30 protein-coding genes are annotated in these 26,291 nt (G+C 42.6%); 17 read left to right on the forward strand and 13 right to left on the reverse strand.

Annotated elements, in window-relative coordinates; translation table 11 throughout:
- Positions 1–162 precede the first annotated feature (162 nt).
- From FOC72_RS02910 to FOC72_RS02920, 3 genes are read right to left on the reverse strand one after another with little or no spacing between them, the layout of a single operon-like run.
- Positions 163–981, reverse strand: a complete 819-nt coding sequence (locus tag FOC72_RS02910; protein WP_002894956.1) for a TIGR03943 family putative permease subunit — start codon at positions 979–981, stop codon at positions 163–165.
- A complete protein-coding gene (locus tag FOC72_RS02915) occupies positions 978–1,883 on the reverse strand; it encodes a permease (RefSeq protein WP_002894958.1) in 906 nt (301 codons plus the stop codon). Before FOC72_RS02915 ends, FOC72_RS02910 begins: the two co-directional genes overlap by 4 nt.
- Positions 1,880–2,017, reverse strand: a complete 138-nt coding sequence (locus FOC72_RS02920) for an SPJ_0845 family protein (protein WP_002894961.1) — start codon at positions 2,015–2,017, stop codon at positions 1,880–1,882. Before FOC72_RS02920 ends, FOC72_RS02915 begins: the two co-directional genes overlap by 4 nt.
- A 178-nt stretch (positions 2,018–2,195) precedes the next feature.
- On the opposite strand from FOC72_RS02920, the gene FOC72_RS02925 reads away from it, so the two are divergent.
- The 8 genes from FOC72_RS02925 to FOC72_RS02960 all read left to right on the forward strand — a co-directional run bounded on the left by FOC72_RS02925 (position 2,196) and on the right by FOC72_RS02960 (position 8,667).
- A complete protein-coding gene (locus FOC72_RS02925; protein WP_002894963.1) occupies positions 2,196–4,328 on the forward strand; it encodes a Tex family protein in 2,133 nt (710 codons plus the stop codon).
- Complete coding sequence (locus tag FOC72_RS02930; protein ID WP_002894964.1) at positions 4,315–4,752, forward strand: SprT family protein; 438 nt, start codon at positions 4,315–4,317, stop codon at positions 4,750–4,752. Before FOC72_RS02925 ends, FOC72_RS02930 begins: the two co-directional genes overlap by 14 nt.
- Positions 4,753–4,890: 138 nt before the next feature.
- Complete coding sequence (locus tag FOC72_RS02935; protein ID WP_032907817.1) at positions 4,891–5,166, forward strand: PspC domain-containing protein; 276 nt, start codon at positions 4,891–4,893, stop codon at positions 5,164–5,166.
- Between the two features lie 205 nt (positions 5,167–5,371).
- Entirely contained in the window at positions 5,372–5,863 is a 492-nt protein-coding gene (locus tag FOC72_RS02940) for an NUDIX hydrolase (protein WP_002894968.1), read from the forward strand.
- 137 nt (positions 5,864–6,000) lie between these two features.
- The gene (gene hprK, locus FOC72_RS02945; protein WP_002894971.1) at positions 6,001–6,936 is read left to right on the forward strand and encodes an HPr(Ser) kinase/phosphatase; all 936 of its coding nucleotides are present in this window, start codon (positions 6,001–6,003) and stop codon (positions 6,934–6,936) included.
- Positions 6,929–7,714 (forward strand): prolipoprotein diacylglyceryl transferase, encoded by a 786-nt coding sequence (gene lgt, locus FOC72_RS02950; protein WP_002894973.1) that lies wholly within the window; start codon positions 6,929–6,931, stop codon positions 7,712–7,714. The genes hprK and lgt overlap by 8 nt, the downstream gene beginning before the upstream one ends.
- Positions 7,715–7,770: 56 nt before the next feature.
- Complete coding sequence (locus tag FOC72_RS02955) at positions 7,771–8,169, forward strand: DUF948 domain-containing protein (protein ID WP_002894975.1); 399 nt, start codon at positions 7,771–7,773, stop codon at positions 8,167–8,169.
- 15 nt (positions 8,170–8,184) lie between these two features.
- Complete coding sequence (locus tag FOC72_RS02960) at positions 8,185–8,667, forward strand: YtxH domain-containing protein (protein WP_002894976.1); 483 nt, start codon at positions 8,185–8,187, stop codon at positions 8,665–8,667.
- 127 nt (positions 8,668–8,794) lie between these two features.
- On the opposite strand, the gene FOC72_RS02965 is transcribed toward FOC72_RS02960, so the two are convergent.
- Positions 8,795–9,097 carry a DUF3270 family protein gene (locus FOC72_RS02965; RefSeq protein WP_002894977.1) on the reverse strand — a complete coding sequence of 101 codons (303 nt, stop codon included), beginning with the start codon at positions 9,095–9,097 and terminating at the stop codon, positions 8,795–8,797.
- Between the two features lie 130 nt (positions 9,098–9,227).
- On the opposite strand from FOC72_RS02965, the gene FOC72_RS02970 reads away from it, so the two are divergent.
- The 3 genes from FOC72_RS02970 to FOC72_RS02980 all read left to right on the forward strand — a co-directional run bounded on the left by FOC72_RS02970 (position 9,228) and on the right by FOC72_RS02980 (position 12,065).
- Positions 9,228–10,157, forward strand: coding sequence for a peptidase U32 family protein (locus tag FOC72_RS02970; protein ID WP_002894978.1), 930 nt, complete (start codon positions 9,228–9,230; stop codon positions 10,155–10,157).
- A gap of 225 nt (positions 10,158–10,382) precedes the next feature.
- Positions 10,383–11,669 (forward strand): peptidase U32 family protein, encoded by a 1,287-nt coding sequence (locus tag FOC72_RS02975; RefSeq protein ID WP_032906623.1) that lies wholly within the window; start codon positions 10,383–10,385, stop codon positions 11,667–11,669.
- A 72-nt stretch (positions 11,670–11,741) separates the two neighbouring features.
- A complete protein-coding gene (locus FOC72_RS02980; protein WP_032914113.1) occupies positions 11,742–12,065 on the forward strand; it encodes a CHY zinc finger protein in 324 nt (107 codons plus the stop codon).
- Between the two features lie 26 nt (positions 12,066–12,091).
- Here the strand turns inward: FOC72_RS02980 and FOC72_RS02985 are convergent, their stop codons facing one another.
- A complete protein-coding gene (locus FOC72_RS02985) occupies positions 12,092–12,448 on the reverse strand; it encodes a hypothetical protein (protein WP_002894981.1) in 357 nt (118 codons plus the stop codon).
- A gap of 90 nt (positions 12,449–12,538) precedes the next feature.
- Here FOC72_RS02985 and FOC72_RS02990 point away from each other — a divergent pair, with 90 nt between their 5' ends.
- On the forward strand, positions 12,539–12,751 hold the full coding sequence (locus FOC72_RS02990; protein ID WP_002894983.1) for a YdbC family protein: 213 nt from the start codon (positions 12,539–12,541) through the stop codon (positions 12,749–12,751).
- 24 nt (positions 12,752–12,775) lie between these two features.
- On the opposite strand, the gene FOC72_RS02995 is transcribed toward FOC72_RS02990, so the two are convergent.
- Positions 12,776–13,321 carry a biotin transporter BioY gene (locus FOC72_RS02995; protein WP_032914116.1) on the reverse strand — a complete coding sequence of 182 codons (546 nt, stop codon included), beginning with the start codon at positions 13,319–13,321 and terminating at the stop codon, positions 12,776–12,778.
- 471 nt (positions 13,322–13,792) lie between these two features.
- On the opposite strand from FOC72_RS02995, the gene FOC72_RS03000 reads away from it, so the two are divergent.
- Positions 13,793–14,524, forward strand: coding sequence for a cyclase family protein (locus tag FOC72_RS03000; RefSeq protein ID WP_032914119.1), 732 nt, complete (start codon positions 13,793–13,795; stop codon positions 14,522–14,524).
- Positions 14,525–14,797: 273 nt separating this feature from the next.
- Here the strand turns inward: FOC72_RS03000 and gorA are convergent, their stop codons facing one another.
- The gene (gorA, locus tag FOC72_RS03005) at positions 14,798–16,147 is read right to left on the reverse strand and encodes a glutathione-disulfide reductase (RefSeq protein ID WP_032914123.1); all 1,350 of its coding nucleotides are present in this window, start codon (positions 16,145–16,147) and stop codon (positions 14,798–14,800) included.
- Between the two features lie 209 nt (positions 16,148–16,356).
- On the opposite strand from gorA, the gene FOC72_RS03010 reads away from it, so the two are divergent.
- Genes FOC72_RS03010 through FOC72_RS03020 form a run of 3 tightly spaced genes read left to right on the forward strand, consistent with a single transcriptional unit; the run spans position 16,357 to position 19,470 of the window.
- Positions 16,357–17,520 carry an efflux RND transporter periplasmic adaptor subunit gene (locus FOC72_RS03010; protein ID WP_002894989.1) on the forward strand — a complete coding sequence of 388 codons (1,164 nt, stop codon included), beginning with the start codon at positions 16,357–16,359 and terminating at the stop codon, positions 17,518–17,520.
- On the forward strand, positions 17,504–18,202 hold the full coding sequence (locus FOC72_RS03015; protein WP_002894990.1) for an ABC transporter ATP-binding protein: 699 nt from the start codon (positions 17,504–17,506) through the stop codon (positions 18,200–18,202). The genes FOC72_RS03010 and FOC72_RS03015 overlap by 17 nt, the downstream gene beginning before the upstream one ends.
- Positions 18,202–19,470, forward strand: coding sequence for an ABC transporter permease (locus tag FOC72_RS03020; protein ID WP_002894991.1), 1,269 nt, complete (start codon positions 18,202–18,204; stop codon positions 19,468–19,470). The genes FOC72_RS03015 and FOC72_RS03020 overlap by 1 nt, the downstream gene beginning before the upstream one ends.
- A gap of 97 nt (positions 19,471–19,567) precedes the next feature.
- Here the strand turns inward: FOC72_RS03020 and lysS are convergent, their stop codons facing one another.
- From lysS to FOC72_RS03050, 6 genes are all read right to left on the reverse strand, one after another.
- Positions 19,568–21,058 (reverse strand): lysine--tRNA ligase, encoded by a 1,491-nt coding sequence (gene lysS / locus FOC72_RS03025; RefSeq protein ID WP_002894992.1) that lies wholly within the window; start codon positions 21,056–21,058, stop codon positions 19,568–19,570.
- Positions 21,059–21,158: 100 nt separating this feature from the next.
- Positions 21,159–21,794, reverse strand: coding sequence for a histidine phosphatase family protein (locus tag FOC72_RS03030; protein ID WP_002894993.1), 636 nt, complete (start codon positions 21,792–21,794; stop codon positions 21,159–21,161).
- Positions 21,795–21,856: 62 nt separating this feature from the next.
- The gene (locus FOC72_RS03035; protein WP_002894994.1) at positions 21,857–22,342 is read right to left on the reverse strand and encodes an aminoacyl-tRNA deacylase; all 486 of its coding nucleotides are present in this window, start codon (positions 22,340–22,342) and stop codon (positions 21,857–21,859) included.
- The gene (locus tag FOC72_RS03040) at positions 22,335–23,183 is read right to left on the reverse strand and encodes a DUF368 domain-containing protein (protein WP_032914127.1); all 849 of its coding nucleotides are present in this window, start codon (positions 23,181–23,183) and stop codon (positions 22,335–22,337) included. Before FOC72_RS03040 ends, FOC72_RS03035 begins: the two co-directional genes overlap by 8 nt.
- A 142-nt stretch (positions 23,184–23,325) precedes the next feature.
- Positions 23,326–24,183 (reverse strand): glycoside hydrolase family 25 protein, encoded by an 858-nt coding sequence (locus FOC72_RS03045; protein ID WP_002894996.1) that lies wholly within the window; start codon positions 24,181–24,183, stop codon positions 23,326–23,328.
- A 207-nt stretch (positions 24,184–24,390) separates the two neighbouring features.
- On the reverse strand, positions 24,391–24,867 hold the full coding sequence (locus FOC72_RS03050; RefSeq protein WP_002894997.1) for a glutathione peroxidase: 477 nt from the start codon (positions 24,865–24,867) through the stop codon (positions 24,391–24,393).
- Between the two features lie 155 nt (positions 24,868–25,022).
- Between FOC72_RS03050 and ftsW the strand changes: the two genes are divergently transcribed.
- Positions 25,023–26,255, forward strand: a complete 1,233-nt coding sequence (gene ftsW / locus FOC72_RS03055; RefSeq protein WP_002894999.1) for a cell division peptidoglycan polymerase FtsW — start codon at positions 25,023–25,025, stop codon at positions 26,253–26,255.
- The last annotated feature ends 36 nt before the right edge of the window (positions 26,256–26,291 follow it).

Genomic DNA, 26,291 nt, shown 5'->3' on the forward strand with positions numbered 1-26,291 from the left:
TTTCTAAATGATGTCTCTATTTTATCACAATTTTTCTAAAGATTGTATTCAGAAATTCGGTTTCTGAAAAGAGAGATAAATAGAAAGAAAGTGACTGCTGCTTGAAACATATTCAAAGATAAAAAATGAGGCTTAGACACAATTGTGCCAGCCTCGTTTTCTTTATTCAAATACCCGATAAACGTAAGGATTGTCTGGTTTTTCTACCTTATCAAAGCTTTCAACTTCTAGAGTTGGAAGGCTTTGTCCCAGACTTTTATGGTAGTGCATAGTAATTTTTCCCTTGGCATGAATCCAGGTATTATTCTCGAAATGCTGGGTATTTCCAGTCGTCAAGAGGCCATAGACACCTGAGTCGGCGATACAATGGATAATACCGAAACGAAAGAGAAATTGGCTCTTCTGGTCGCTGGGGTCATTGTAGACAAAGCCAGTGAACTCCAGCGTTTTGCCTACAAACTCGTCGGGATAATCATAGATGACCTCCATGATTTCCATGTAGTTCTCAGTTGTGACCTGAATGGTATCTTGCTTGACATATTTCTTGGCGGCTGCCCGCATTTCTTTTTCGTAAGCCCCTTTGGTAAAGTAGGTGCTAGTGTCCGGCTTCAGGTATTGACTGGTAGTTCCTTCGTCCTGCTGAATAGCAGTTGAAGTTCCCTCAGCCAGTGGGAAATGAAATCCTTTAGCCGAAACTGTTGTCGAATCCAAGGTTACAGTTGGAAAGAAAATTCCCACAAAGAGCGGAATGACTAGGAGCAGCACGCTGCCAAACTTGGCCCAGCGAGTGCTTAAATGACTGTGGACCTCCATCTTCTTCATCCAAATAATGAGCTGCACGACTGCCAAGACAAAAGACAGAATCATAGACAAGTAGGCCAGATAGGAGTAATGGAGATTGATATATTGATTAAGCTTGCCCGTCAGCTGCAGATACATGGTAATCTCAAAGTAGCCGACTAAGATTAGAAATCGAATCATAGCACCACCCCCACAAGCCAAGAGTAAAGAAAGACAATGACGGTAACCAGGCTGATAAATTGCCAGATAAAGCGCGTCTTAAAGTAGTTTTTCATCATCAGCAAATTCTTGACATCTAGCATAGGCCCAATGACCAAGAAAGCTAAGACTGGCGATAAGCCGAAGCTAGCAATCAAGGAGCTCCCGATGAAAGCATCAGCTTCGCTGCAAAGTGAGAGCAGGAAGGATAGCAGCATGAGCAGAAGAATAGCAACAGCTGGTGTTGAGCTGATGGAGGTCAGGATTCTGGTTGGCACATAGACTTGGACCAGGCTGGCGAAGAGACAGCCAAAGACCAGATAGCGACCTGTATCGAAAAATTCATCAATGGCCTGCACAAAGACCTGAAAAAACTTTTGTCCCTTGCTGAGATGTGAAAAATCATGCTCATGAACAGCCTTGCGATTTTCTTTTTGGATATTGCTATCTGCAAAGAAGCCCAGAAAAATCCCTAAAAGAATAGCCACGACCATAGAACCTAAAGCACGAAGCAGAGCCATTCGGAAGGAATTTCCAAAAGCTGAGTAGGTCGCAAAGAGTACGATGGGGTTGATGACTGGAGCCGTTACCAGAAAAGGCACAGCCGTGTAACTGGGAACTTTCTTTTCCAGAAACCGGTTTATAATGGGAACGATTCCGCACTCGCAAGAGGGGAAGACAAAACCAACCAAGCTTCCAAAGAAAATCCGAGCCCATTTGTTCTTGGGCAGGAAACGATAAACCTTGTCTGGCGTGACATACACCTCGATAAAGCCAGAAATGATACTTCCAATCAAGACAAAAGGCAGAGCCTCAATGATAATAGAGAGAAAAATGGCTCCGGCTTGCAGGACACTGGCAGGTAGCTGAGAGAAGAAGCTCATTCTTTCTTATCCTTCTCGTTTTTAGATTTTTTCTTGTCTTCCTCAGGGAACTCTACCTTTTCAATTTTGGGCAGGGTCGCAAACTCCTCAAACATTTTGTCCAAATCATCTGATCTAGTAAATTTCACAGCCATAAAGGCACCTCATTTCTAAAATAATAATTCTATTATACTACCAATTATCAAAAAATGAAATTTTGAGACATAAGAGACCATTTGTCGTTAATTTACCCTAAATTTTTTTGTACAAATAGTACTAAATAGTTCTAAAACTGCCTATCTTTCAAAGCACTTGTGATATAATAGGATTGTTATGGAAAATATAAATATTGAAAAAATTGCCCAGAAATTGGGTCTTAAAGAAAGCCAAGTATCACAGGTCCTAGATCTGACCGCTGAGGGAAATACGATTCCTTTTATTGCTCGTTACCGTAAGGAAATGACAGGAAATCTGGACGAGGTCGAGATTAAGGCGATCATTGACTTAGATAAGAGCATGACTGCTTTGGCAGAGCGAAAAGTGACGGTCTTAGCTAAAATTGAGGAGCAGGGAAAACTAACGGATGCGTTGCGCTCTGAGATTGAGGCTGCTGAAAAGCTGGCTGATGTGGAAGAACTTTATCTGCCTTATAAGGAGAAACGCCGTACCAAGGCTACAATTGCTCGTGAAGCAGGTCTCTTTCCTTTGGCCCGCCTCATCCTACAGGATGCGGCTAACTTGCAGGAAGAAGCTGAGAAACTGACTAGTGAAGCCTTTCCGACAGCAGAAGCTGCTCTTGCTGGAGCAGTGGATATTCTGACCGAGGCGATTTCTGAAGACACCAAGCTGCGGGCTTGGACCTACCACGAGATGCAGACCAATTCTTCTATCGTATCCAGTCTCAAAGACGGTGATTTGGATGAAAAGCAGGTCTTCCAGATTTATTATGATTTTTCCGAAAAAGTAGCGACTATGCAAGGCTACCGGACACTGGCCCTTAATCGTGGTGAGAAGCTAGGTATTCTCAAGGTTGGTTTTGAGCACAATCTTGAGAAAATCCTGCGCTTCTTTGAAGTACGCTTCAAGGTGAAAAATGCCTATATTATCGAAGCTGTCCAGCAAGCAGTTAAAAAGAAAATCATTCCAGCTATGGAGCGCCGTATTCGGACCGAGCTGACTGAGGCTGCTGAGGATGGTGCGATTCAGCTCTTCTCAGATAATCTCCGCCATCTTCTCCTGATTGCCCCTCTCAAAGGTCGCGTAGTACTGGGCTTTGACCCAGCCTTTCGGACAGGAGCCAAGCTAGCTATTGTCGATGCGACAGGAAAAATGCTGACGACTCATGTTATTTATCCAGTAGCGCCAGCAAAGCCAGCTCAGATTGAAGCTTCTAAGAAAGAGTTGTCAGAGCTGATTGAGCAGTTTGGTGTGGAAATTATTGCCATCGGAAATGGAACTGCCAGCCGAGAAAGCGAAGCCTTTGTAGCAGAAGTTTTGAAATCTCATCCGAATGTCAGCTATGTCATCGTCAATGAAAGCGGAGCATCTGTCTACTCTGCTAGTGAACTGGCTCGTCATGAGTTTCCAGATTTGACGGTTGAAAAGCGTTCAGCTATTTCCATTGCCCGCCGTCTGCAGGATCCTTTGGCAGAGCTTGTTAAGATTGATCCTAAGTCGATCGGGGTTGGTCAGTACCAGCATGATGTTAGCCAGAAAAAACTGTCTGAAAGTTTGGACTTTGTCGTTGATACCGTGGTCAACCAGGTCGGAGTTAATATCAACACCGCAAGTCCTGCCCTGCTGGCTCATGTAGCTGGTCTCAATAAGACTATTTCAGAAAATATTGTTAAGTACCGAGAAACGGAAGGTTTGATTCGGTCTCGCGAAGCCATCAAGAAAGTGCCGCGTCTGGGCGCAAAGGCTTTTGAACAGGCAGCCGGCTTCCTGCGTATTCCCGAGAGTGATAACCTGCTAGACAATACGGGCGTTCACCCAGAGTCTTATAAGGCTGTGGAGGAGCTCTTTAAGCGTCTGGAAATCAACAGTTTGGATGAAGCTGCCCAAGCTAAGTTAAAAGCTGTTCAGACTGCTAGTTTGGCTGCAGAGCTAGGCTTGGGAGAAGAAACCCTCAAAGATATTATTGAGGATTTGCTTAAGCCTGGCCGAGATTTGCGTGATTCCTTTGACGCGCCAGTTCTGCGGCAGGATGTCTTGGATATCAAGGACCTACGTATCGGTCAAAAACTGGAAGGTGTCGTCCGGAATGTCGTCGATTTCGGAGCCTTTGTGGATATCGGTATCCACGAAGACGGTCTTATTCATATCTCCAAGCTGAGTACAGACTATATCAAGCATCCTAGTCAGGTACTATCTGTTGGCGACTTAGTCACAGTCTGGGTGGATAAACTGGATGTGGAGCGGGAGAAGGTCAACCTCTCTCTGATAGCACCAAATGAATCTAACTAACTATGTCAAGCAGGTTTCAGTTGAAGATTTTGGCTGGGAATTCCGCCACCAAGCTTATTGGAACAAGCGTCTCCGCACTACGGGGGGACGCTTCTTTCCTAAAGACGGCCACCTGGATTTTAACCCCAAAATATATGAAACTTTTGGGCTGGAGACCTTCCGAAAAATTGTCCGCCATGAGCTGGCTCACTATCACCTTTATTATCGAGGCAAAGGTTACCGCCATGGGGATCGAGATTTTAAAGACCTGCTCAAGCGAGTTGATGGTCTACGTTACGCTCCATCCTTGTCCGATTCGCAATCTTTTCTCGTCTATGAATGCCTGAGCTGCGGAGCACTTATCCGTCGTAGACGTAGAGTCAATCTTCAAAAATACCGTTGCGGACGCTGTATGGGCAAGCTTCGTTTGTCAGAGAAAGCTTGATAGATTAGCAAGAGAGTTCCTTGAAGAACTCTCTTTTTCAAAAGAATGAATTTTCTAAGGTATAATCAGCCTTTGGCCCGATTGTTTTCTCATGAAATATGGTAGAATAAAGTAAATATGATCATTGAGGTCTCTATCATGAACGTGAAATTCTATAAGTTGAAAAAGAATCGACTGATTTCCGGTGTCTTGTCCGGTCTATGTGATAAATTTGATTTTGATCTGAGCTTGGTGCGCTTCCTCTTTATTATCTTTACTGTGGTCAATTTCGGCTTGGGAATTCTCATCTATATCCTGCTGGCTATGGTTATGCCCTATAAAGAAGACATAGAAGAAGAAATGTACGGAACTGGTCCACGCAAACGAAAAGAAGCGGAAGCTATCGAAGATGATAAAGACGGTTGGTTTTGGTAATTCTTAATAAAATAGAAAATTTCGGGATGCACTCCCGATTTTTTACTTGAAGTAGGGAATGTTTTAGTAAGACATTTCTATGCCGTGATTTATTTTCTGCTTGCTTCTTTTAGATAAAATCTAAAAAAGAAGCAGGATAGAAAACCAGGTAAACTGACACTTAAAAACATCACCAAAATATTAGCAATTTATTCAAGGAGGAAATATGACAGAAGTTTGGAATGCCTATGACTTAAATCGAAATCAACTCCCTCATCTCCTGGTTCGAGGAGAAAAAATTCCTGAAGGACAGTTTCATCTCTGTGTTAATGTCTTGGTTCGCCATCAGGATGGTGATATTCTCTTTATGCGGCGGTCAGCAAATAAAAGTCTCTATCCTGGCTACTATGAGTTCGGAGCAGGAGGGAGTGTGTTGGCTGGAGAGGATAGTCTGACAGCCGCCTTACGTGAATTAGAAGAAGAAACAGGCCTGGTTCCTGACAGCATCAGACTTTTGGAGCAGGTGTGCTCTGTCAAAGATCAGTGCCATTTCGACTACTATGAAGTGGTTGTGTCTGGCGATAAGAGTCAAGTCCGCTATCAGGAAGGCGAAACAGATGCTCATGTCTGGTTGCCTCTGGAAGAGGTCCCAGATTTTGTAGAAAACCATCCTTGTTTTAAGAACCAAAAGAAAATTCTCGGCAGCCTGATCAATTGATGTCTCAGCTGTTTTTTTATTTTTACTAAAAGTTGATTTAAATCAAAATATTTTTTCGACCTAAAATCAATCTTAAAGATTCTTTTGAGGTAAAAATTTGCTATAATAGAAGCAGACAAATTTGAAGGGAGAAGACAATGTCAGTAAAGGTCAAAGACCTCTTAAAAATGTCTCGTCTGTCTCAGGAGTACGGAGATAAAGTTTTACTGGAGAAAGAAATTAAAACTTCAGATATTTCTCGGCCTGGACTTGAAATGACTGGATATTTTGATTTTTATACACCCGAGCGGATACAGCTGATTGGGATGAAAGAGTGGTCTTATCTGATGAAGATGAGCTCTCATAATCGCCATCAAGTACTGCTGAAAATGTTCCAGCCTGAGACGCCGGTGGTTATCATTGCTCGAAATTTAGAGATTCCTAAAGAAATGATTGATGCGGCTGATGAGAAGCAGGTTGCTATTCTTAGAAGCAAAGCCTCTACTAGCCGCTTGTCTGGAGAAATTTCCAGTTATCTTGATTCTCGGCTAGCTGAGAGAACCAGTGTTCATGGGGTTCTGATGGATATCTATGGCATGGGGGTTCTCATCCAAGGGGACAGTGGAATTGGTAAAAGTGAGACTGGGCTTGAATTGGTTAAGCGTGGCCATCGTTTGGTTGCGGACGATCGAGTGGATATCTATGCTAAGGATGAAGTGACTCTTTGGGGAGAGCCAGCTGAAATCCTGCGCCACCTATTGGAAATTCGTGGTGTTGGTATCATCGATGTCATGAGTTTATACGGAGCCAGTGCAGTCAAAGATTCTTCTCAAGTTCAGATAGCTGTCTATTTGGAGAATTACGACACTCAAAAAACTTTTGACCGTCTAGGTAATGATACAGAGGAGCTGGAGGTTGCAGGTGTCAGAATTCCACGTATTCGAATTCCTGTAAAGACTGGTCGCAATATCTCGGTCGTAATTGAGGCTGCGGCGATGAACTATCGAGCTAAGCAAATGGGCTATGATGCTACAAAGATATTTGAAGAGCGCCTCACCGATTTAATTAGCCGGAATGAGGTGAAACATGATTGATCCAGTAGCTATCCAACTAGGACCTATCAGTATTCGCTGGTATGCCATCTGTATTGTCACGGGCTTAGTTTTAGCCGTTTATCTTGCCATGAAAGAGGCTCCGCGTCGGAAGATTATTCCTGATGATATTTTGGATTTTATCCTAGTGGCTTTTCCCGTAGCCATCGTGGGTGCCCGGCTTTATTACGTGGCCTTTGAATGGGATTATTACGGTAAGAATCTGATAAAAATCATTGATTTTTGGAATGGCGGAATAGCCGGGATTGCCATTTACGGTGGGCTGATAGCTGGTGCTATCGTTCTCTACTTTTTCTGTCGGAGAAGGCTGATTCATCCAGTTGATTTTCTGGATATTGCAGCACCAAGTGTGATGATTGCCCAGAGTATTGGTCGCTGGGGAAATTTTGCCAACCATGAGGCCTATGGTGCGGCAGTTAAGAGTTTGGACTATCTGCCTAGCTTTATTCGTGAAAATATGTATATCGAGGGCAGCTACAGACAGCCAACCTTCCTCTATGAATCTGTATGGAATCTGATTGGTTTTATCTTGATTATTGTTCTCCGCCGTCGGCCTAAGTTGCTGAGACAGGGAGAAATCGCCGCCTTCTATCTAATTTGGTATGGATTTGGTCGGATGATTATTGAGGGTATGCGGACGGACAGCCTCATGTTTGCTGGTCTGCGTGTTTCCCAATGGCTGTCGCTGATTCTTATTTTTGTCGGAATCGGCATCATCATTTACCAAAGAAAAAAGAAAGCCCCTTATTATCAAGAATAAGAAATAATAGATCCGTTGACTCTTCTAAGAGATGTCAGCGATGAAAGGAGAGAAATATGATAATTGAAATTGCTTATGCTTTACTGGCGGTTGCCCTCATTATCTTCGTGATTTATTTGACGATAACAGTCAAAAATCTGGGCGAGAAAGCTGGTAAGATGCTTGATGAAACTGAAAATACCATCAAGGTTTTGACTTCTGATGTTAACGTGACCCTTCATCAAACCAATGATTTGCTGGCCAAGGTCAATGTTTTAACTGACGACATCAATCAAAAAGTCGCAACTATTGATCCTTTGTTTACAGCTGTAGCGGACCTGTCTGAGTCTGTTTCAGATTTAAACGTTCAGGCACGCACGCTGAGTAAAAAAGCTGTGTCTGTTGGTAAGGGATCTGTCAAGACAACAGCTGGTTTATCTGCTTTGCGTTTTGCTTCAAAATTGTTTAAAAAATAAGAAAGAAGGTCTATTATGGGAAAATTTTCATCACTGTTATTGGGCGCCGTTACAGGTGCAGCTGCTGCCTATTTTCTGACCAGTAAGAAAGGAAAGGAAACGACAGATAAGGTTCGGGACTTTGTTAAGGAATACCAAGAAAATCCTGATGATATTCACGAAGCTGTCGTTCAGTCTGCTAAAGACTTTTCAAATCAAGCTGTCAGCGCAATCCAACAAACCAAAGAAAAAGTTGAGAAAGGCGAGATTACAACTGAAACAGTCATCGAATCGGTCAAAGAAACGACAAAGTCAGTAGTTGACTACTCGCAAGATAAGTTTAACGAAATCAAAGAAAAATTTGATAAAGAAGAAAGCAGCTTTGCTGAGGAAGAACCTGTGATCTTCGAAGAGGAAGAAGAGGAACCTTCAGAAGAAATCATCATTGACTTCGGAGCAGAAGTGACAGAAGGACAAGAAGAGAAGGCTGTTGAAACTGATAATCAAGAAGAAAAATAAAATAAAGAAGATTAGCAAAATTGCTAGTCTTCTTTGTTTACAAGAACGAAAAAAGAACCAAGGACATAAGGCGTCTTCGGTTTCTTCTTATATTTTTATTTTAAAATCGTAGAATCACAGGGTTGGTTTATTTGCTAGTTTGGCGTTTCTTTGCGAACAGGCGATAAGATTGAATGCTAATCAAGCTAGAAGCAATGGCCAAAGTGAAGGACATAAATGTATTCATTTTTAAACTCAAAAATACAAAGCTAAACAAAACTGTCAAGACACAGAAAACAGCAATATTTAAGAAGAAAAAGAGTTCACTTAATCTTGGTGATGTTTCTGCTTCAGGTAGGTATTCTTGATAGAGTGGTGTTTGTTCAGATTCAATTTCTTGATAGTAGTAGTCAGTTGGGTCATCATATTGTTGGTATTTTCTTACGTGCATAATTCTCTCTCCTTACAGTACCCTCTAATTCTACCATTTTTTTGCAGTTTTAAATATTACAAAAGGATTACAAAACGAATAAATTCGAATGAAAAACCACTCCTTTATATTTTTTTGCTATAATGGTTGTATGAAAAAGATAATTATTACAGCAACAGCTGAAAGTATAGAACAAGTTGAAGAACTTTTGGAGGCAAATGTCGATCGAATTTATGTCGGTGAGAAAAATTATGGCCTTCGTTTGCCTCATAATTTTAGTTTAGACGAATTAACTCGAATTTCTGACTTAGTTCACCAGACAGGAAAAGAGTTGACCGTTGCAGTGAACGCGCTCATGCATCAGGAAATGATGGATAATATCAAGCCCTACCTTGATTTCTTGCAGGAGATTGGAGCAGATTATATTACCGTTGGAGATGCTGGTGTTTTCTATGTGCTGCAGCGAGATGGCTACAAATTAAAGACTATTTACGATGCCTCGACCATGGTTACCAGCAGCCGTCAGATTAATTTTTGGGCTAAGAACGCAGGAGTTTCAGAAGCTGTCCTAGCGCGTGAGATTCCTTCTGCTGAGCTTTTTAAGATGCCAGAGATTCTGGAAATTCCTGCTGAAGTCTTGGTTTACGGAGCTAGTGTCATCCATCACTCCAAGCGTCCTCTTTTGCAGAATTACTATAATTTTACTCATATCGATGATGAAAAGACACGGGAGCGAGACCTCTTTCTGGCGGAACCAAGCGATCCGCAGAGCCATTACTCGATTTTTGAGGACAATCATGGTACTCATATTTTTGCCAATAATGACTTGGATTTGATGACCAAGCTGATAGAGTTGGTTGACCATGGCTTCTGCCACTGGAAGTTGGAAGGTCTCTACACACCTGGTCACAACTTTGTCGAGATTGCTAAGATTTTTGTAGAGGCAAGGGATTTGATTGAAGCAGGCAAGTTTAGCTCAGATCAAGCCTTTGTGCTGGATGAGGCGATTCACAAACTGCATCCGAAAAATCGTTTTCTCGATACCGGATTTTATGATTATGACCCTGATATGGTAAAATAAAATTAGAAACGAGAACTCTTTTTAGGAGTTCTTTTTTGAGAATAAAAAACATTTATAAATTAGGGTTAAAAAATAGATATTTTTAAATATTTTTTGAATTAATTCGAATAATCTGAAAATTAGAATTGTGAAAATAATTCAAAGAACCTTGCTTTTAGGGGTAAATTACTATAAAATAATAAGGATTAGACATCAACACTTTTATATTGCAAATAGGAGAAAATGATGGCAAGAAAGTTGAAACGACCAGAGGTGTTATCACCTGCTGGTACTTTGGAAAAGCTAAAAGTAGCTGTTCGATATGGAGCAGATGCTGTTTTTATTGGCGGACAGGCCTATGGTCTGCGCAGCCGAGCTGGGAACTTTACCTTTGAACAGATGGAAGAAGGGGTTCAGTTTGCGGCTAGTTATGGTGCCAAGGTCTATGTCGCGGCCAATATGGTCATGCACGAGGGCAATGAAGAGGGAGCTGGTGAGTGGTTCCGCCGTTTGCGAGACATCGGGATTGCGGCTGTCATTGTTTCAGATCCAGCTTTGATTGCTATTGCAGCATCAGAAGCACCTGGTCTGGAAATCCACCTATCAACTCAGGCCAGTGCGACCAACTATGAAACGCTTGAATTTTGGAAGAATTTAGGACTGACTCGCGTTGTCCTAGCTCGCGAAGTTTCTATGGCTGAGCTGGCTGAGATTCGCCGACGTACTGACGTTGAAATAGAAGCCTTTGTTCATGGAGCCATGTGTATTTCTTACTCCGGCCGCTGTACGTTATCCAACCACATGAGTATGCGCGATGCCAATCGTGGAGGCTGCTCGCAATCCTGTCGTTGGAAATACGACCTCTACGACATGCCTTTTGGTCAAGAACGTAAGAGCTTGAAGGGTGAAGTTCCAGAAGAATTTTCCATGTCCGCAGTTGATATGTCCATGATTGACCGCATACCAGACATGATTGAAAATGGAGTGGATAGCTTGAAGATTGAGGGACGGATGAAGTCTATTCATTACGTTTCTACGGTGACTAACTGCTATAAAGCAGCTGTGAATGCTTATCTAGAAAGTCCTGAAAAGTTCGAAGCTATCAAGCAGGATTTGGTCGATGAGATGTGGAAGGTTGCTCAACGTGAATTGGCCACAGGATTCTACTATCATACTCCAACTGAAAATGAGCAGCTTTTCGGAGCGCGACGCAAGATTCCAGAATACAAATTTGTAGCTGAAGTAGTAGCTTATGACGCAGACAGTCAGACAGCGACTATTCGTCAGCGAAATGTTATTCATGAAGGAGATCAGGTTGAGTTTTACGGACCGGGCTTCCGTCATTTTGAAACCTTTATCACAGACCTTCGAGATGCTGACGGTAACAAAATTGATCGGGCTCCTAATCCGATGGAACTCCTGACCATTCACTTGGAGCAGCCCGTAGAGGCTGGCGATATGGTGCGGGCTCGAAAGGAAGGCTTGATTAATCTTTACAAGGAAGATGGCACTAGCGTGACCGTCCGAGCTTAATATTTTATTCATAGGTGGCTTTTTAATCTAAAAGCCATTTTTATGAATAGAGGTTTTCAGAGAGGAAATAACGTGATTCAGGTTTACGGAGATATTCTTGATGAGGAGACTCGCTGCCAGCATTATCACAGTGAAAGAGATATCATAGCCCTTAAGTGCTTTGCTTGTCAGAAGTACTATCCTTGCTTTCTCTGCCATGACCGCTACGAAGACCATGCTTTTCTGGCCTATCCCATGAGTCGGTCAGAAGATCGAGTAGTTCTTTGCGGACATTGCAGGACAGAGCTGACTATTTCTCAGTACCTTGGCTGTGAGGATGCCTGTCCTATCTGTAATCATCCTTTTAATCCAGGATGCAAGAAGCATCGATCAATTTATTTTCAGACAAACAAATAACTCTTCCATCCAGCTGGATGGAAGAGTTATCTTTTGAAACGACGGTTGGTGACGCGAATGTCTTTCTTTTGGGCTTCACGGATATTATTGGGTACGAGACTGATTCGCTTGATGTCCTGCACGCGGATAATAGTGGTCATACTTTTCTTGAAATTCTTGATAATCAGCTGCAGGCGCTCGCGATCGTATTTGACAATATCGCCGGTGAAGCTTTTATCCAAAAAGATAACGTGGACACCAGATTGTTTTCGCAGAGCTAGTTCAATGGTACGCAGAATGCGGCCGCTGTCCTCTGGTCCCTGTTCATTCTTTTTGCCACTGATAAATTCGTTGGCTCTTTGTAAAATCATTTCGAGATATTTTTTCATAGCTAAAATCTCCATAACTTGTTACAATATATTATATAACAAAATTCCCTAAATTGTAAATTCTTTTACGAATTATTAGTTGGAAAATAAAACAAGAGGTGAAATATGACTGAATTTACATTCGAAATCGAAGAAAAACTTCTGGTCCTGTCTGAAAATGACAAGGGCTGGACCAAGGAACTCAACCGAGTTAGCTTTAACGGAGCACCAGCTAAGTATGATATTCGGACTTGGAGTCCAGACCACAGCAAAATGGGCAAGGGAATTACACTTTCTAATGAAGAATTCCAAGTTCTCGTGGATGCATTTAAAAACTGATAGAGAAAGCTCTATCAGTTTTTTCTATTTCTCTGAAAAGTAGGGATGGAATTTCAGACTCTTAAAAATAGGAATGCTGATAATGGTGATGGCAACCATTTTTAGCAAGTCAGGCAGGATAAAAGGAGTAAGACCAACCGCGACCGACTTAGAGAAATCAAATCCTCCCAAAAAATGGAGTCCTAGGATACCACCGACAAAGACGAGAGCATCACCCAATACATTGGCTATAAAAACCATATAGAAAGGACTGTCCTTATGGGTCAGACTGGATGTCACAAAGGCAAAGAGTAAGTAGAACCAGAGATAGCCGGCGCTAGGGCCAAAGAGAGCCTGGAAACCACCACTTCCTCCAGCAAAGACCGGTAGGCCGATAGCTCCCAGCAGCAGATAAATAAAGACTGACAAAACAGCTTCGCGAGGTTTGAAAATCGTTGCAATCAAACCGACAGCAAAAGTCTGCAGCGTGATGGGAACGGGGCCGATGGAAATAGTTAATTGGGACAGGACAGCTAGGAAGGCAGCTCCGATAGCCGGGAGGGCAAGAAGAAATGCTTTGTTCTTGTTCATAAATAGTAAACCTCTTTTTAATTTTATGGTAACTATTTTAAAAGCTAAATAAAAAAAAGTCAAGTCCTTCTTAATCGGACGAGACAATTATACAGACAGATTCTTATTTTCGTTTCTTGCTTCTGATGAGCAAGACGAAGAAGGCGATAAGACCAAAAATATTAAAGAAAAGGATGCCCAAGGCCGCAAGAAGTTTTTTTGTTTTACTCATCAGTTTTCCTCATTTCTGGATTGCTTTGTACTATCATATCAAAATTTTCAATGTTTGAATAGGCTTCATTAGAAAAATTAGCTATAGCTTCAAACTATATTCTTATCAATAAAAAAGGATTATCTAAAAGTGCTATAAAGAATTGCGGCAGCACACTTTGATTGATATAATAATGCAAAAGTAAATAAGAGTTTTTGCTAGAGGTGTGGGTGCGTAATCAACATCTTCCTAAAGCAAGACTGACTAGATTGGAGAAGGCTATGACAAATTTATTAAAAATTTATCAGGAACTACAGGAGAAAAAATGGGTTAACTTGTCCCATCAGATTAGGGAAGACAGTCCGCATTTTCCAGCTCTGCCTGCCTTGGAGAAGAAGGATATTTTCACTTTGAAAGACGGTTTTCATGTTCAGCAGTTTTCTGTAGTTGGCCAGTACGGGACTCATATTGATGCTCCGATTCACTTTGTGGAGGGCGGTCGCTGGTTGGAAGAGATTGAGCTAAAAGATCTTTTCCTGCCTTTGGTGGTTATTGATAAGTCTAAGGAAGTAGCAGAGAATCCAGACTTTATTCTGGGCAAGCAGGATATTTTAGATTTTGAAGCGGAGCACGGGCAGATTGAGCCAGGAACGTTTGTTGCTTTTCGCTCAGACTGGTCCAAGCGTTGGCCAAGTCAATCAGCTATGCGCAATCTGGATGATCAGGAGATTCAGCATACTCCTGGGTGGGGACGGGATGCTCTAGAGTTCCTTATCCATGAGCGTGGTGTCAAGGCGGTAGGTCACGAAACTTTTGATACAGATGCGGGTATTCCTACAGCGGAGCATGGGCTGCTCAATGAATACTATCTTTTGGAACAGGACATTTATCAGCTAGAAGTTATGACCAATCTGGATCAGCTGCCGGCTAAGGGTGCTCTCATCTCAATTAGCTTCCCTAACTGGCATCAAGCCAGCGGTTCACCAGTTAGAGCTGTAGCTATTTTACCATAAAGAAAAAGGAGTCTGAGATTTCATTTCAGGCTCCTTGTCGCATATAATAACTAATAAAAAGATCGCTTTTTATAATCTTTGGAATTTCTTGATGGATATTTCAAAGGAATGTCAAATGAAGCTGAAATAGCTTTAATTACAATCTTACAAAAATGTAAGATTTGTCTGTAAAATGAAAGATTAGGTTATGGAACGGTCAATATCTTTATTATAAAATGGTAGCAGAAGTCAAAAAGAGGTTGGAATACCAAACCTCTTCTGATTTTGAATTTTTTATCGCATGGTCACGAATTCTTCGGAGCCAGTCGGGTGAATAGCAACTGTAGCATCAAAGTCAGCCTTGGTAGCACCCATCTTGATAGCAACAGCGAAACCTTGAATCATCTCGTCTACTCCGTAGCCAATGCCGTGCAGGCCAACGACCTTTTCATCCTCACCGGCAGTGATAAGCTTGAACTTGGCCTGTTGGCGGTGCTGGGTGACAGCTGAATACATGGATGTGAAGCTAGATGTGTAAACGTGAATATTTTCTGCTCCGTAAATCTTAACAGCCTCTACCTCAGTTAGGCCGACTGTTCCAATAGCGGGATGGGAGAAGACGACGGTTGGAATGGTTGAGTAGTCCATCTTAGCATTTGTTTTGCCATTGAAAAGACGCTCAGACAGGGTTCGTCCAGCCTTGATAGCAACAGGAGTTAATTCTTTTTCACCTGTTACATCGCCGAGAGCATAGATACCTGGTACAACAGTGTTTTGATACTCATCTACAGCGATGAAGCCACGTTCATTGAGAGTGACGCCAGCTGCGTCTAGATTAAGGTCTTGAACGTTTGGCTTACGACCGATTGCCCAGATAACATGCTGGGCTGTGTGACTGCTGCCATCTTCAAAGTAGAGCTTGAGCTGACCATCAGGCAGTTTTTCCAGCTTTTGTGGAATCTTATGGGTATGAAGCTGAAGTCCAGACTTTTCCATTTCTTGGAGCAAACCGTCAATCAGATAGCTGTCAAAGTTGCGTAGTGGTCGATCCTTACGGACAAAAAGGTCTGTTTTAACTCCTAGAGCATGGAGCACGCCGGCTAGCTCAACTGCTATATAGCCTGCTCCGACAATGGCAACAGAGTCAGGTAACTCTTCCCAAGCGAAGACATCGTCGGAATTCTCTCCGTAGCCTGCGCCAGGGATCTTGGGGATAGCTGCATGAGCACCCGTCGCGATGACAATATGCTTGGCGCGAATAAGCTCACCGTTGACTTGGACAGTGTTTGCATCCACAAAACGGGCACGGCCTTCGATCAGCTCAACCCCATTCCGCTTGAAGCTACCATCGTAAGATGAACGTGCTCGGTCAATATAAGCTTCGCGATTTTTCCGAAGGGTAGCAAAATCAAAAGCTTGATTATCAGAGGTAAAGCCATAATCCGGTCCATAATGCTGGATAGCTTCAGCTATTTGAGCTCCGTACCACATAATCTTCTTTGGGACACAGCCGACATTGACACAGGTGCCACCCAGTTTCTTTTCTTCAATAACGGCAACCTTGGCACCATATTCGCCGGCTCGATTCATGGTAGCAATTCCCCCGCTGCCACCGCCAATAGCAATCATATCAAATTCTTTCATCTTGTTAGAATCTCCTTCTATTATATGAGGTAATTGTACCTTTTTTAGCAGGTGAATGCAAAAATCTGCTACGGATTTAAGTGGAGTGACTATCTGAGATAAAATAGCAACCATTTGTGAAAAACTGTAAATTTTTTTAGAAGAATTATGATAGCCTTGTGATATAATATAACAAAAGAAAATCGTTTTCATCAAGAGGAGGAAAAGAGATGAAAAAGTTAAAGAAATGGCAATTATTTAGCATTATTGGAGCTACGATTGCAGTTGTTGCAGGAGCAATTCTCTTCATGTTTCTAAATGGAGGGAATCCTTCTGAGGCACCGATCGATACGACTCCCTTAGTTCAAAAGGCCAAGGAAGGCTCAGTAGCTTCTTCAGTCTTGCTGACAGGAAATGTCACAGCCAGCAATGAGCAGTACATCTACTATGACAGCACCAAAGGTGACTTGGAAAATGTACTGGTCAATGTTGGTGACCAAGTGACTGCCGGTCAAGCGTTGGTCACTTATAAAAGTGCAGAGGCTCAGGCTGCTTATGATGCGGCTGCTCGGGCGGTTAGCAAAGCCGATCGTCAATTGCATGACTTGCAAACCAATGGTGTGACTGTAAATACAACTGGTGATGAAGAAGCAGATGGGGCGTCTGAAGCTCAGGCTCAGCGTTCTGTGGAGTCTCAGGCAGCTGACCTGCGCGATGCTCGAGCTGATGCAGTTGATAATATGAACAAAGCACAAGCTACTCTCAATGCCTTAACAGTGACCAGCACAGCAGATGGTACGGTCGTAGAAGTCAATCGCGATGTTTCAAAATCAACAACAGGTGCCACTCAAACCTTGGTTCACATCGTCAGCAATGGGAATCTGCAGATTAAGGGTGAATTATCCGAATACAACCTGGCTAACTTGTCTGTCGGTCAAGAAGTGACCATTACATCAAAGGTTTACCCAGACAAGAAATGGACTGGTAAAATCAGCTACATTTCCAACTATCCGAAAGACGGCCAGCAGGCAGCAGCTCAGCCATCTGGAACAGGTGGCAGCGGAACAGCTTCAGGTTCTAAATATCCATTTACAATTGACATTACCAGTGAGATTGGTGAGCTCAAGCAAGGTTTCTCTGTCAACATTGAAGTTAAAAACAATACTCAGGGACTCATTGTACCAGTCAGCAGTGTGGTAATGGACGGAGATAAAAACTATGTTTGGGTTCTGGAAAAAGGAGTTGCTAAGAAGACAGAAGTAACGCTCGGAAATGCTGATGCTGAAAATCAAGAAATCTCATCTGGTTTGACAAAGGATAGTAAAGTTATCATCAATCCGACAGATAGCTTGAAAGACGGTCAAGAGGTGAAATCTTATGAAGAAGCTAATTGAGTTAAAAAATATTAATAAAAGCTATCGCAATGGAGACCAGGAACTGCAGGTATTAAAAGACATCAGTCTGGAGGTTGAAGAGGGCGAGTTTGTTGCCATCATGGGACCGTCTGGATCTGGTAAGTCTACTCTGATGAATATCATTGGGATGCTGGATCGTCCGACCACTGGTGAATATCATCTAGGAAGCGAAGAAGTCGCTAAGCTAGGTGATAAGAAGCTGGCCAAGGTTCGAAATAAGCAAATCGGCTTTGTCTTCCAGCAGTTCTTTCTCTTGTCTAAGCTTAATGCCTTGCAAAATGTGGAACTGCCCTTGATTTATGCAGGTGTCGGTCAATCTAAACGTAAGTCTTTGGCTGAGCAGTTTCTGACCAAGGTGGAGCTGGACACGCGGATGCATCATCTGCCTTCAGAGCTTTCCGGAGGACAGAAGCAGCGGGTAGCCATTGCGCGTGCTTTGGTCAATAATCCCTCTCTGATTCTGGCTGACGAACCGACGGGGGCCTTGGATACCAAGACTGGTGAGCAGATTATGGAGCTCTTAACTGAGCTCAATCGAGAAGGGAAAACCATTATCATGGTAACTCACGAGCCTGAGATTGCGGCCTATGCTAAACGACAGATTGTCATTCGTGACGGTGTCATCTCATCTGATAGCACTAAGGAAGGAGGACTAGTCTAATGCAAAACTGGAAATTTGCCATTAGTTCCATTCTTGGACACAAGATGCGGTCTTTCCTGACTATGATTGGGATTATCATCGGAGTAGCTTCGGTTGTGGTTATCATGGCCTTAGGAGATTCTATTACCCGGCGGGTCAATGAGAGTTTTACCAAAAGTCAGAAAAATATGCGTCTTGTCTTTTCTCCTAAAAAGAGCAAGGACGGCTCCTACACACAAACGGCTGATCTTTATTCAGTAAATGTAGAAGATGAAAGCGAAGAAGTGGTGGAACCACCCAAGGCCCAGGAAGCATGGGTTAAGGAATTGACCCATATCAAGGGAGTGGATGGTTATTATGTGACCAACTCTGCTATGGAAACCTTTAGCTACGAAAATAAGCAGGCTGAGCGAGTCAACTTTGTCGGTGCAAACATGACCTATATTCAGGTGAAAAAATACAAAATCATTGCTGGTCGTGCTTTGAGACAGCAAGACTATCAAGGCTTTGCCAGTGTTGTGCTGCTGGACGAAGATCTGGCTGCGACCCTCTTTTCTTCCGCTGAAGAAGCCATCAATAAAATTGTGACAGTAGGTGCAAGTAACTATCGGGTGATTGGGGTTTATAGAGATCCTGAAACTGCTGCTGCATCTGGCTCCATGCAGGTCTATGGTGGCAATGCCATTACGACCAATACTCTCATAGCTGCTAACTTTGGAGTAGATGAGATTTCAGAGATTGTTCTTCGAGTGAATGATACAAGCTTGGTTCCAGAACTTGGCCCTAAGGTTGCCAAGAAATTAACAGAAATAGCTGGTCTCCAACAGGGAGAATATCAAGTGACAGATGATAGTGCCCTCTATCAGGAAGTGCAAAATATTTATGGTGCCATGACAGGTGTTATCGGAGCCATTGCCGGAATCTCTCTCTTTGTTGGTGGTATCGGCGTTATGAATATCATGTTGGTATCTGTCACTGAGCGAACTCGTGAAATCGGTCTGCGAAAAGCTCTGGGAGCAACACGTGGCAACATACTGATGCAATTTTTGATTGAGTCTATGATTTTGACACTGATTGGTGGTTTGATTGGACTGCTTCTAGCGGCAGGACTTGCGTCTGTACTAGGCTCAGCCATGAGTCAAATGCTGGAAGGAACACCAGTGACAGTATCACTCACAGTCAGCATCATTAGTCTTCTCTTCTCAGCGACTATCGGTGTTCTCTTCGGAATCCTGCCGGCCAATAAAGCCTCTAAACTGGATCCAATTGAAGCACTGAGATATGAATAATACAACAAAAGTCTGGGAAACCAGACTTTTTTGTGATGTAAAAATCCTGCTGGAATTTCAGCAGGATTTGTTTTCTTAATATCCTATAAAATACAGATTATTTCATCGTTGGGAAGAGCAGGACATCTCGAATGGTAGTTACATCTGTTAGTAACATAACCAGACGGTCGATACCGATTCCTAGACCTCCAGTTGGTGGCATACCGTATTCCAGAGCTTCGACAAAGTCATAGTCAATGCCAGTTGCTTCGTCATCGCCCAGTTCTTTGGCTTTTGCCTGTGCTTCAAAACGAGATAGTTGATCAATTGGATCGTTCAACTCGGTGAAGGCATTAGCATATTCTTTGGTCATGATGAAGAGCTCGAAACGGTCCGTGAAGCGTGGATCTTCTGGATTTTTCTTGGCCAGAGGTGACACTGCTACAGGGTGACCGTAGACAAAGGTTGGCTGAATCAAGGTTTCTTCCACAAATTCTTCAAAGAAAGCATTGATAACATGACCAACTTCGGTGAAGTGCTTTTCAAGCGGAACTTTCTTTTCCTGAGCCAAGGCAGCAGCTTCTTCAAAGCTCATATCTTGCCAGAAATCAACACCCGTAATTTCCTTGATGGCATCAACCATGTGAACGCGTTTAAATGGTTCGTTGATCTTGATTTCAGTCCCTTGGTAGTTGACTGGTCCATCTCCATTTACAGAGACAGCAGCATGTTGGATAATACCTTCCGTCAAGTCCATGATATCTTGGAAATCTGCATAGGCTTGGTAAACCTCGATGGAAGTGAACTCTGGATTGTGAGTTGCGTCCATTCCTTCGTTACGGAAGATACGGCCAATCTCATAAACTCGCTCCATACCGCCAACGATAAGACGTTTAAGGTGAAGCTCGGTTGCAATCCGCAGTACCATGTCAATATTTTGGGCATTGTGGTGGGTGATAAATGGACGGGCAGCAGCACCGCCTGCCTCATTGTGGAGAACAGGAGTTTCAACTTCAAGGAAGCCTTGTCCATCCAAGTAACGACGGATTTCTGAGATGATTTTTGAACGAGTGACAAAGCGTTCAAAGCTTTCGCGGTTGGAAATCAAATCCAAATAACGTTTACGGTAGATAGTTTCGACATCTGTCAGACCGTGGAATTTTTCAGGCAGGGGACGCAGAGCCTTAGACAAATGAGTAAGGTGGGTCGCCTTGATAGAAAGCTCCCCCATATCCGTCCGCATAATCTCACCTTCGATACCGAGGAAATCTCCTAAGTCAGCCTTTTTGAAGATTTCATAATTTTCTTCACCAACAGCATCCTTACGCACATAAATCTGGATTTGGCCTTCACGATCTTGGATATGAGCAAAGCCAACCTTTCCTTTGCCGCGTTTGGTCATGAGACGGCCGGCGATAATAGCTGTTTCGTTGAGTTCGTTTAATTCTTCTTTATCTTTATCGTTGTATTTTTCTTTTAGTTGAGCAGAGTTAGCAGTCCGCTCAAAGCGTTTGCCAAAAGGGTCAATTCCCTGCTCAGCCAGCGCAGCCATTTTTTCACGGCGGATAATCTGCTGGTCGTTTAATTCCTCGATATGTTCAGTAGTCATGTTTTTCCTCCAAAAGTTTTCCTACCTATTTTATCACAAAAGATAGGGAAATTCATCTATATTTGGCTATAAAGTAAGAAAAAAAGCTAGAAATCCAGCCTTAATTTTCTGCTTTTTCAACTAAATAATCCGTATTATTCCAAGTGAACAGCTCAAAATTCTCAAAGTCTTCTGTTTCAAGGATGGTGATACTGGCATTGGTCAGACCGCCATTCTTGCGCAGGAGAGGTGTGTCATAGCCCAGCATGGTTCGAATGCTGGCGGTTAAGTTGGCTCCGTGCCCGACAATGAGCACTTGTTCGTAGTTCTTGTCCTTTAAGGTCTTGATAAAGGAAATGGTCCGGTGGGTCGTATGGTAGACTGACTCAGCGTCAAAAAAAGTATGATTGAATTGCGAAAGGTTGTGGCGGAAGGCAGTCATCTGGTGCGGATAGATGGCTTCAATGGTAGAGATTCTTGCGCCTTCCAGTTTTCCCAACTGCCATTCTCGCAGTTCAGGTACTGATACGATTTCAGTCGGAAACTGGCTTTCTTCTTGAATAATCTCAGCAGAGCGAACGGCGCGTGGGAGGTCGCTGCTGAAAATTTTTCCAAATTGTGTCTGAGCCAGATGTTTTCCTAGGGTATGCAGTTCTTCAATGGCGGTTGGCAGCAGTGGCGAATCACCGCCGGCTCCCTGAAAGCGGCCTTCCTGATTCCATTCCGTTCTTCCGTGTCGGACAAAATATAATTTCATAGTGGTTGATTGTTTCTTTCTTGTTAGAGTTTATTGAGAATATTAGGTGCAGTGTTGAAGAATTATGAGCCAGGATTTTCCTTGAGGTCTGCAAAGTCAGCTTGAACAAAATCTGCTAAATCTTGAGCTTTGATTTCGATACTGCGGCCGACTTCGCCGGCAGAAACGATGATGCTATCTCGCTCTAGAGCTGACTGGTCGATATAGATTGGAAAGTTGTGCTTTTGCCGGATACCGACAGGATTGTTGGCTCCGTGGATATAGCCCGTTGTCTTTTCCAAGTTTTTCTGAGGAATCATGCTGACTTTTTTATTGCCGGAAATCTTGGCCATTTTCTTTTCAGATAGATGCTCTGTGATTGGCAGGATACCGATTAGTGTGCCAGTCTTGTCTCCTGTCAAGGCCAAGGTTTTATAAATCTGCGAACGGTCCAAACCATCGACTGGCTGTTCTGCTAAGGCATTTAGCTGCAGACCTCGATGTTCAATCTTAGCCTTGCTTAAAATTTGCTCGACCAGTGTTTTTTTGATTTTTGTTTTTTTAGCCATTAGTGTATCTCTCTTCTAATTGTGACATCCAGAGTCCCAGCCAGGTTCCCAGGCCGAAGAAAAAGGCTGCAAGGACAAGTGTCAATATAGAAACTCCATGATAGCTAATGCTTTCACTGTTTCCTGCTTGTGGCACTACAATGAGAAGTGTACTGGATAGAACAATACCAATGATAAAGTGATAGACACGAGAGTAGTAGTTTTTCAAAATATGATCCATGAGCTTAGAGAATAGAATCAGTGCTAAGGCGCCTCCGATTCCGATAGGAAAAAAGGTTCCCAATAGATCCAGTTTGCGAAAGCCATTCAGCATAGGGGCATAGAGTCCTAAAATCAGGAGAAGGTTGGACGGACTGAGTCCGGGAATTAAAATGCCCAGTGCAATCAAGGCTCCTGCTAAGATAAAAGAGAGGAAGTTGGCTGGCAAGGTGCCGACCATCCCATTTAGGGAATAAAGAAAGATTCCTGAAAGGATGAGGCTGACCCAGAAAACGAGAATATCAATCCGATCACGCTCACTTTTAGCGATAGACTCTTTAATGAGGCTGGGAACAGTTCCGATAATGGCTCCGGCAAATCCCCAGAGGACAATCACTTTGTAGTTGTCCAGCAGCAGATTGACAGGATAGGAGAAAGCGGCAATTCCTAAAATCATTCCGATTCCAACTGGTATGAAATAGAGAACATTTTCGACGAAGTTTTCTTTTAAATGTGCTAAAAAATGAATCAGGCGCTCGTAAATACCTAAGATAGCTGCTAAAACACCGCCTGAAACTCCTGGCAAAATAAAGCCAAGTGCAATGACCATTCCTTTGAAAATTCTATTCAACCAAGAAATCATTGTATTTTCCTTTTCTAATTTCATTTATCAAATCATTATATCATAAAATATAGGCTTTATTAAGAGGAAACGACTGGAAATTTCCTATTTTATGACAATAAAAAACGACAGCAGTCTTTGAGACTTGAGCTGTCGTTCTGAGCTATTGACTTTCTTTAGGAACTGTAAATAGCTTTTGATAAGTAGCTGTCTGGTCTTTCAAGGTTGACAGCTGGTTCAAATCAAGATAATGGGAGAAACCAGTCAGCTGACCTTGTGATGTGTACTGATGCAAGTCGTAATCTTGCTCAGTATTTGGTGCGGCATTGTAGTAGCCGTCGTCATTACCATAAGTCGGAATCCAAATTGCTGTGAACTTATCGGTAGAGATGCTATGCTCTTCCATAAAATAAGTTCCAATATAGATACCAATATTTTTAACACCAAGTGACTCTAGCTTGGCTCGGAAAGCCTCAACTCCCGCATTCATGTCAGACATGGTCTTTTCTTCGACGTCTAGCCAATAATAGGTTGGATGGTACTTGGCAGAAGCCTTGTAGAAACTTTCAGCTTCTTTTTCCATTTCCTTTTTGCTATTGGCGGCCACATAGGCATAGACAGCAACAGGGATGTTACGCTTTTGAAATTCTTTGATATGTCTTTCATAAGACTTGTCCAGACCATTCAGATGGGTTGCTGCGTTTTCTTTTTTTGCCTGCGCTCCACTATGAACACGGACAATTACTCCTGAAACATTCTGTGCGAGTAAGTCGTAATTAATCTCACTTGGCAGTTGCCAGCCAGAAATGTCAATGATTGGTCTGGAAATAAACTCTTCATCTAAGGACGAATCGTCAGATGTTTCCTCTTTTTTTGAGGAACTTGGAGTCTGTTTAGTTTGTGAAATTTTTGCCTGTGCTTGCTTTTCCTGAGAGTCAGTAATTTGCTTGCTTATCAAAATAAAAGCGATAAAAGAAGCAAAGAAAATTAGGATTGCAAGCGGTTTAATCCTCTTCCTCATACTGGTTTATTTTAACTTAAAACAAATAAAAAAGCAAAAAATATCCCCATAATTGATAGAAAATGAATAAAATGTAATATAATTGAAATATTATAAAGCAAAAACAAGACGCTTTGAAAGCTCAAAATGTCTTGTTTTTTTAAGAGATTAGCGAAGCTGTGGACGGTGAGTTGCCGTTGGATAAATCATTTTGCTTTTTCTTACCTTTTATAATAGCTTTTGAATGAGCTCTTCAATCTTTTTGGGAGATGTTTGTGGAGAGAAGCGTTTGACAACTTTGCCATCTCGGCTGACCAGAAACTTTGTGAAATTCCATTTGATCTTTTCACCCAGAAGACCGCCCTTTTCTTTTTTGAGCCAGTCAAAGAGTGGAGCAGTATGAGGGCCGTTGACATCAATCTTAGCAAATCGGGGAAAGGTCGTTCCGTAGTTAAGGCTGCAAAAGCTGTTGATTTCTGCAGCGTCTCCAGGTGCCTGCTGGCCAAACTGATTGCAGGGGAAATCCAGGATTTCAAATCCGTCTTTCTGATAGCGCTCATAGAGTTCCTGCAGTTCTTGATACTGAGGAGTGAAGCCGCAGCCGGTCGCTGTATTTACAATCAGCAGAATCTTTCCTTTATAATCACTCATTTTTTGCAGACTTCCGTCTTGTTTTTGGATTTCGATATCATAAATGTCTGTCATGTTCTCCTCCTTTGTTTGCTTCCTATCTTATCACAATTTTATGTAAAAAGAGAGAAAGCAAGTCCTTATTATTCCAGTCTCTGTACTAATGCTTTTTTTTCAATCCAAAAGGTGGTATAATGAGAATTGAATTTTTAGAAGTTTAATGGTGAAATATGAAAATTGACAAGAAGCACTTGTTGAATTATTCCATCTTGATTCCCTATTTGATTTTATCTGTTTTGGGATTGATTGTGGTCTATTCAACGACGAGTCCTACCTCGATTCAGGCCGGAGGAAATGGTTTTGGCATGGTCTTGAATCAGGGGATTTTTTGGGTAATAAGTCTCTTTATAATTGCGCTCCTATATAGAATCCGCTTGGGTTTCCTGAAAAAAGGAGGCATCCTGACTATAGTTATCTTTGCTGAGATTATCCTCTTGCTTTTATCTCGTTTTATAACTGGGACTATTAACGGCGCCCATGGTTGGCTCAAGCTTGGAGCTTTCAGTATTCAGCCTGCTGAGTATTTGAAGATTATTCTGGTCTGGTATCTAGCCTTTCGCTTTACAAAGAGGCAGGAGGAGATAAAGGTTTATGATTATCAAGCTCTGACTCACAACCATTGGTTTCCTAAAGCCTTTAACGACTGGCGGACCATGGTGGCTATTCTAATTGGAATTGTAGCGATTATGCCAGACCTTGGAAATGCGACTATTCTATTTTTGACCGTCGTGATAATGATTGCTGTCAGCGGGATTGGCTATCGATGGTTTTCTACGATGCTGGGAGCCATTGTCAGTGTTTCGGGATTGGTTCTGGCGAGCATTTGGTTGATTGGGGTTGAGCGCGTGGCCAAGATTCCAGTCTTTGGGTATGTGGCCAAGCGTTTCAGTGCTTTCTTCAATCCCTTCAAGGACCTGTCTGGCTCAGGCCACCAATTGGCTAATTCCTACTATGCTATGAGTAATGGCGGCTGGTTTGGTCTAGGCTTGGGGAACTCTATTGAGAAGCGCGGTTATCTGCCGGAAGCTCATACGGACTTTGTTTTTTCTATCGTGATAGAAGAGTTTGGTTTCTTTGGTGCCAGTCTGATTTTGGCCTTACTCTTTTTCCTGATTCTGAGAATTATCTTGGTAGGGATTCGGGCAAAGAATCCATTTAACTCCATGATGGCCTTGGGAATTGGCGGTATGATACTCATGCAGACCTTCATCAATATCGGTGGAATATCAGGTCTCATTCCGTCTACAGGAGTAACCTTCCCCTTCCTATCGCAAGGAGGGAACAGTCTTCTGGTCTTGTCAGTAGCCATCGCCTTGGTACTTAATATTGATGCCAACGAGCGCCGTGATGCCCTCTATGAACAGATGGAAGCGGAGGCGCAAGACCAGTCTGAGGAAGCTTAAACGCAGTTCGTATGAACAGTTGTTGCAAAAATGAAA

It is taken from the genome of Streptococcus sanguinis, from assembly GCF_013343115.1.
Taxonomy (GTDB): domain Bacteria; phylum Bacillota; class Bacilli; order Lactobacillales; family Streptococcaceae; genus Streptococcus; species Streptococcus sanguinis_H.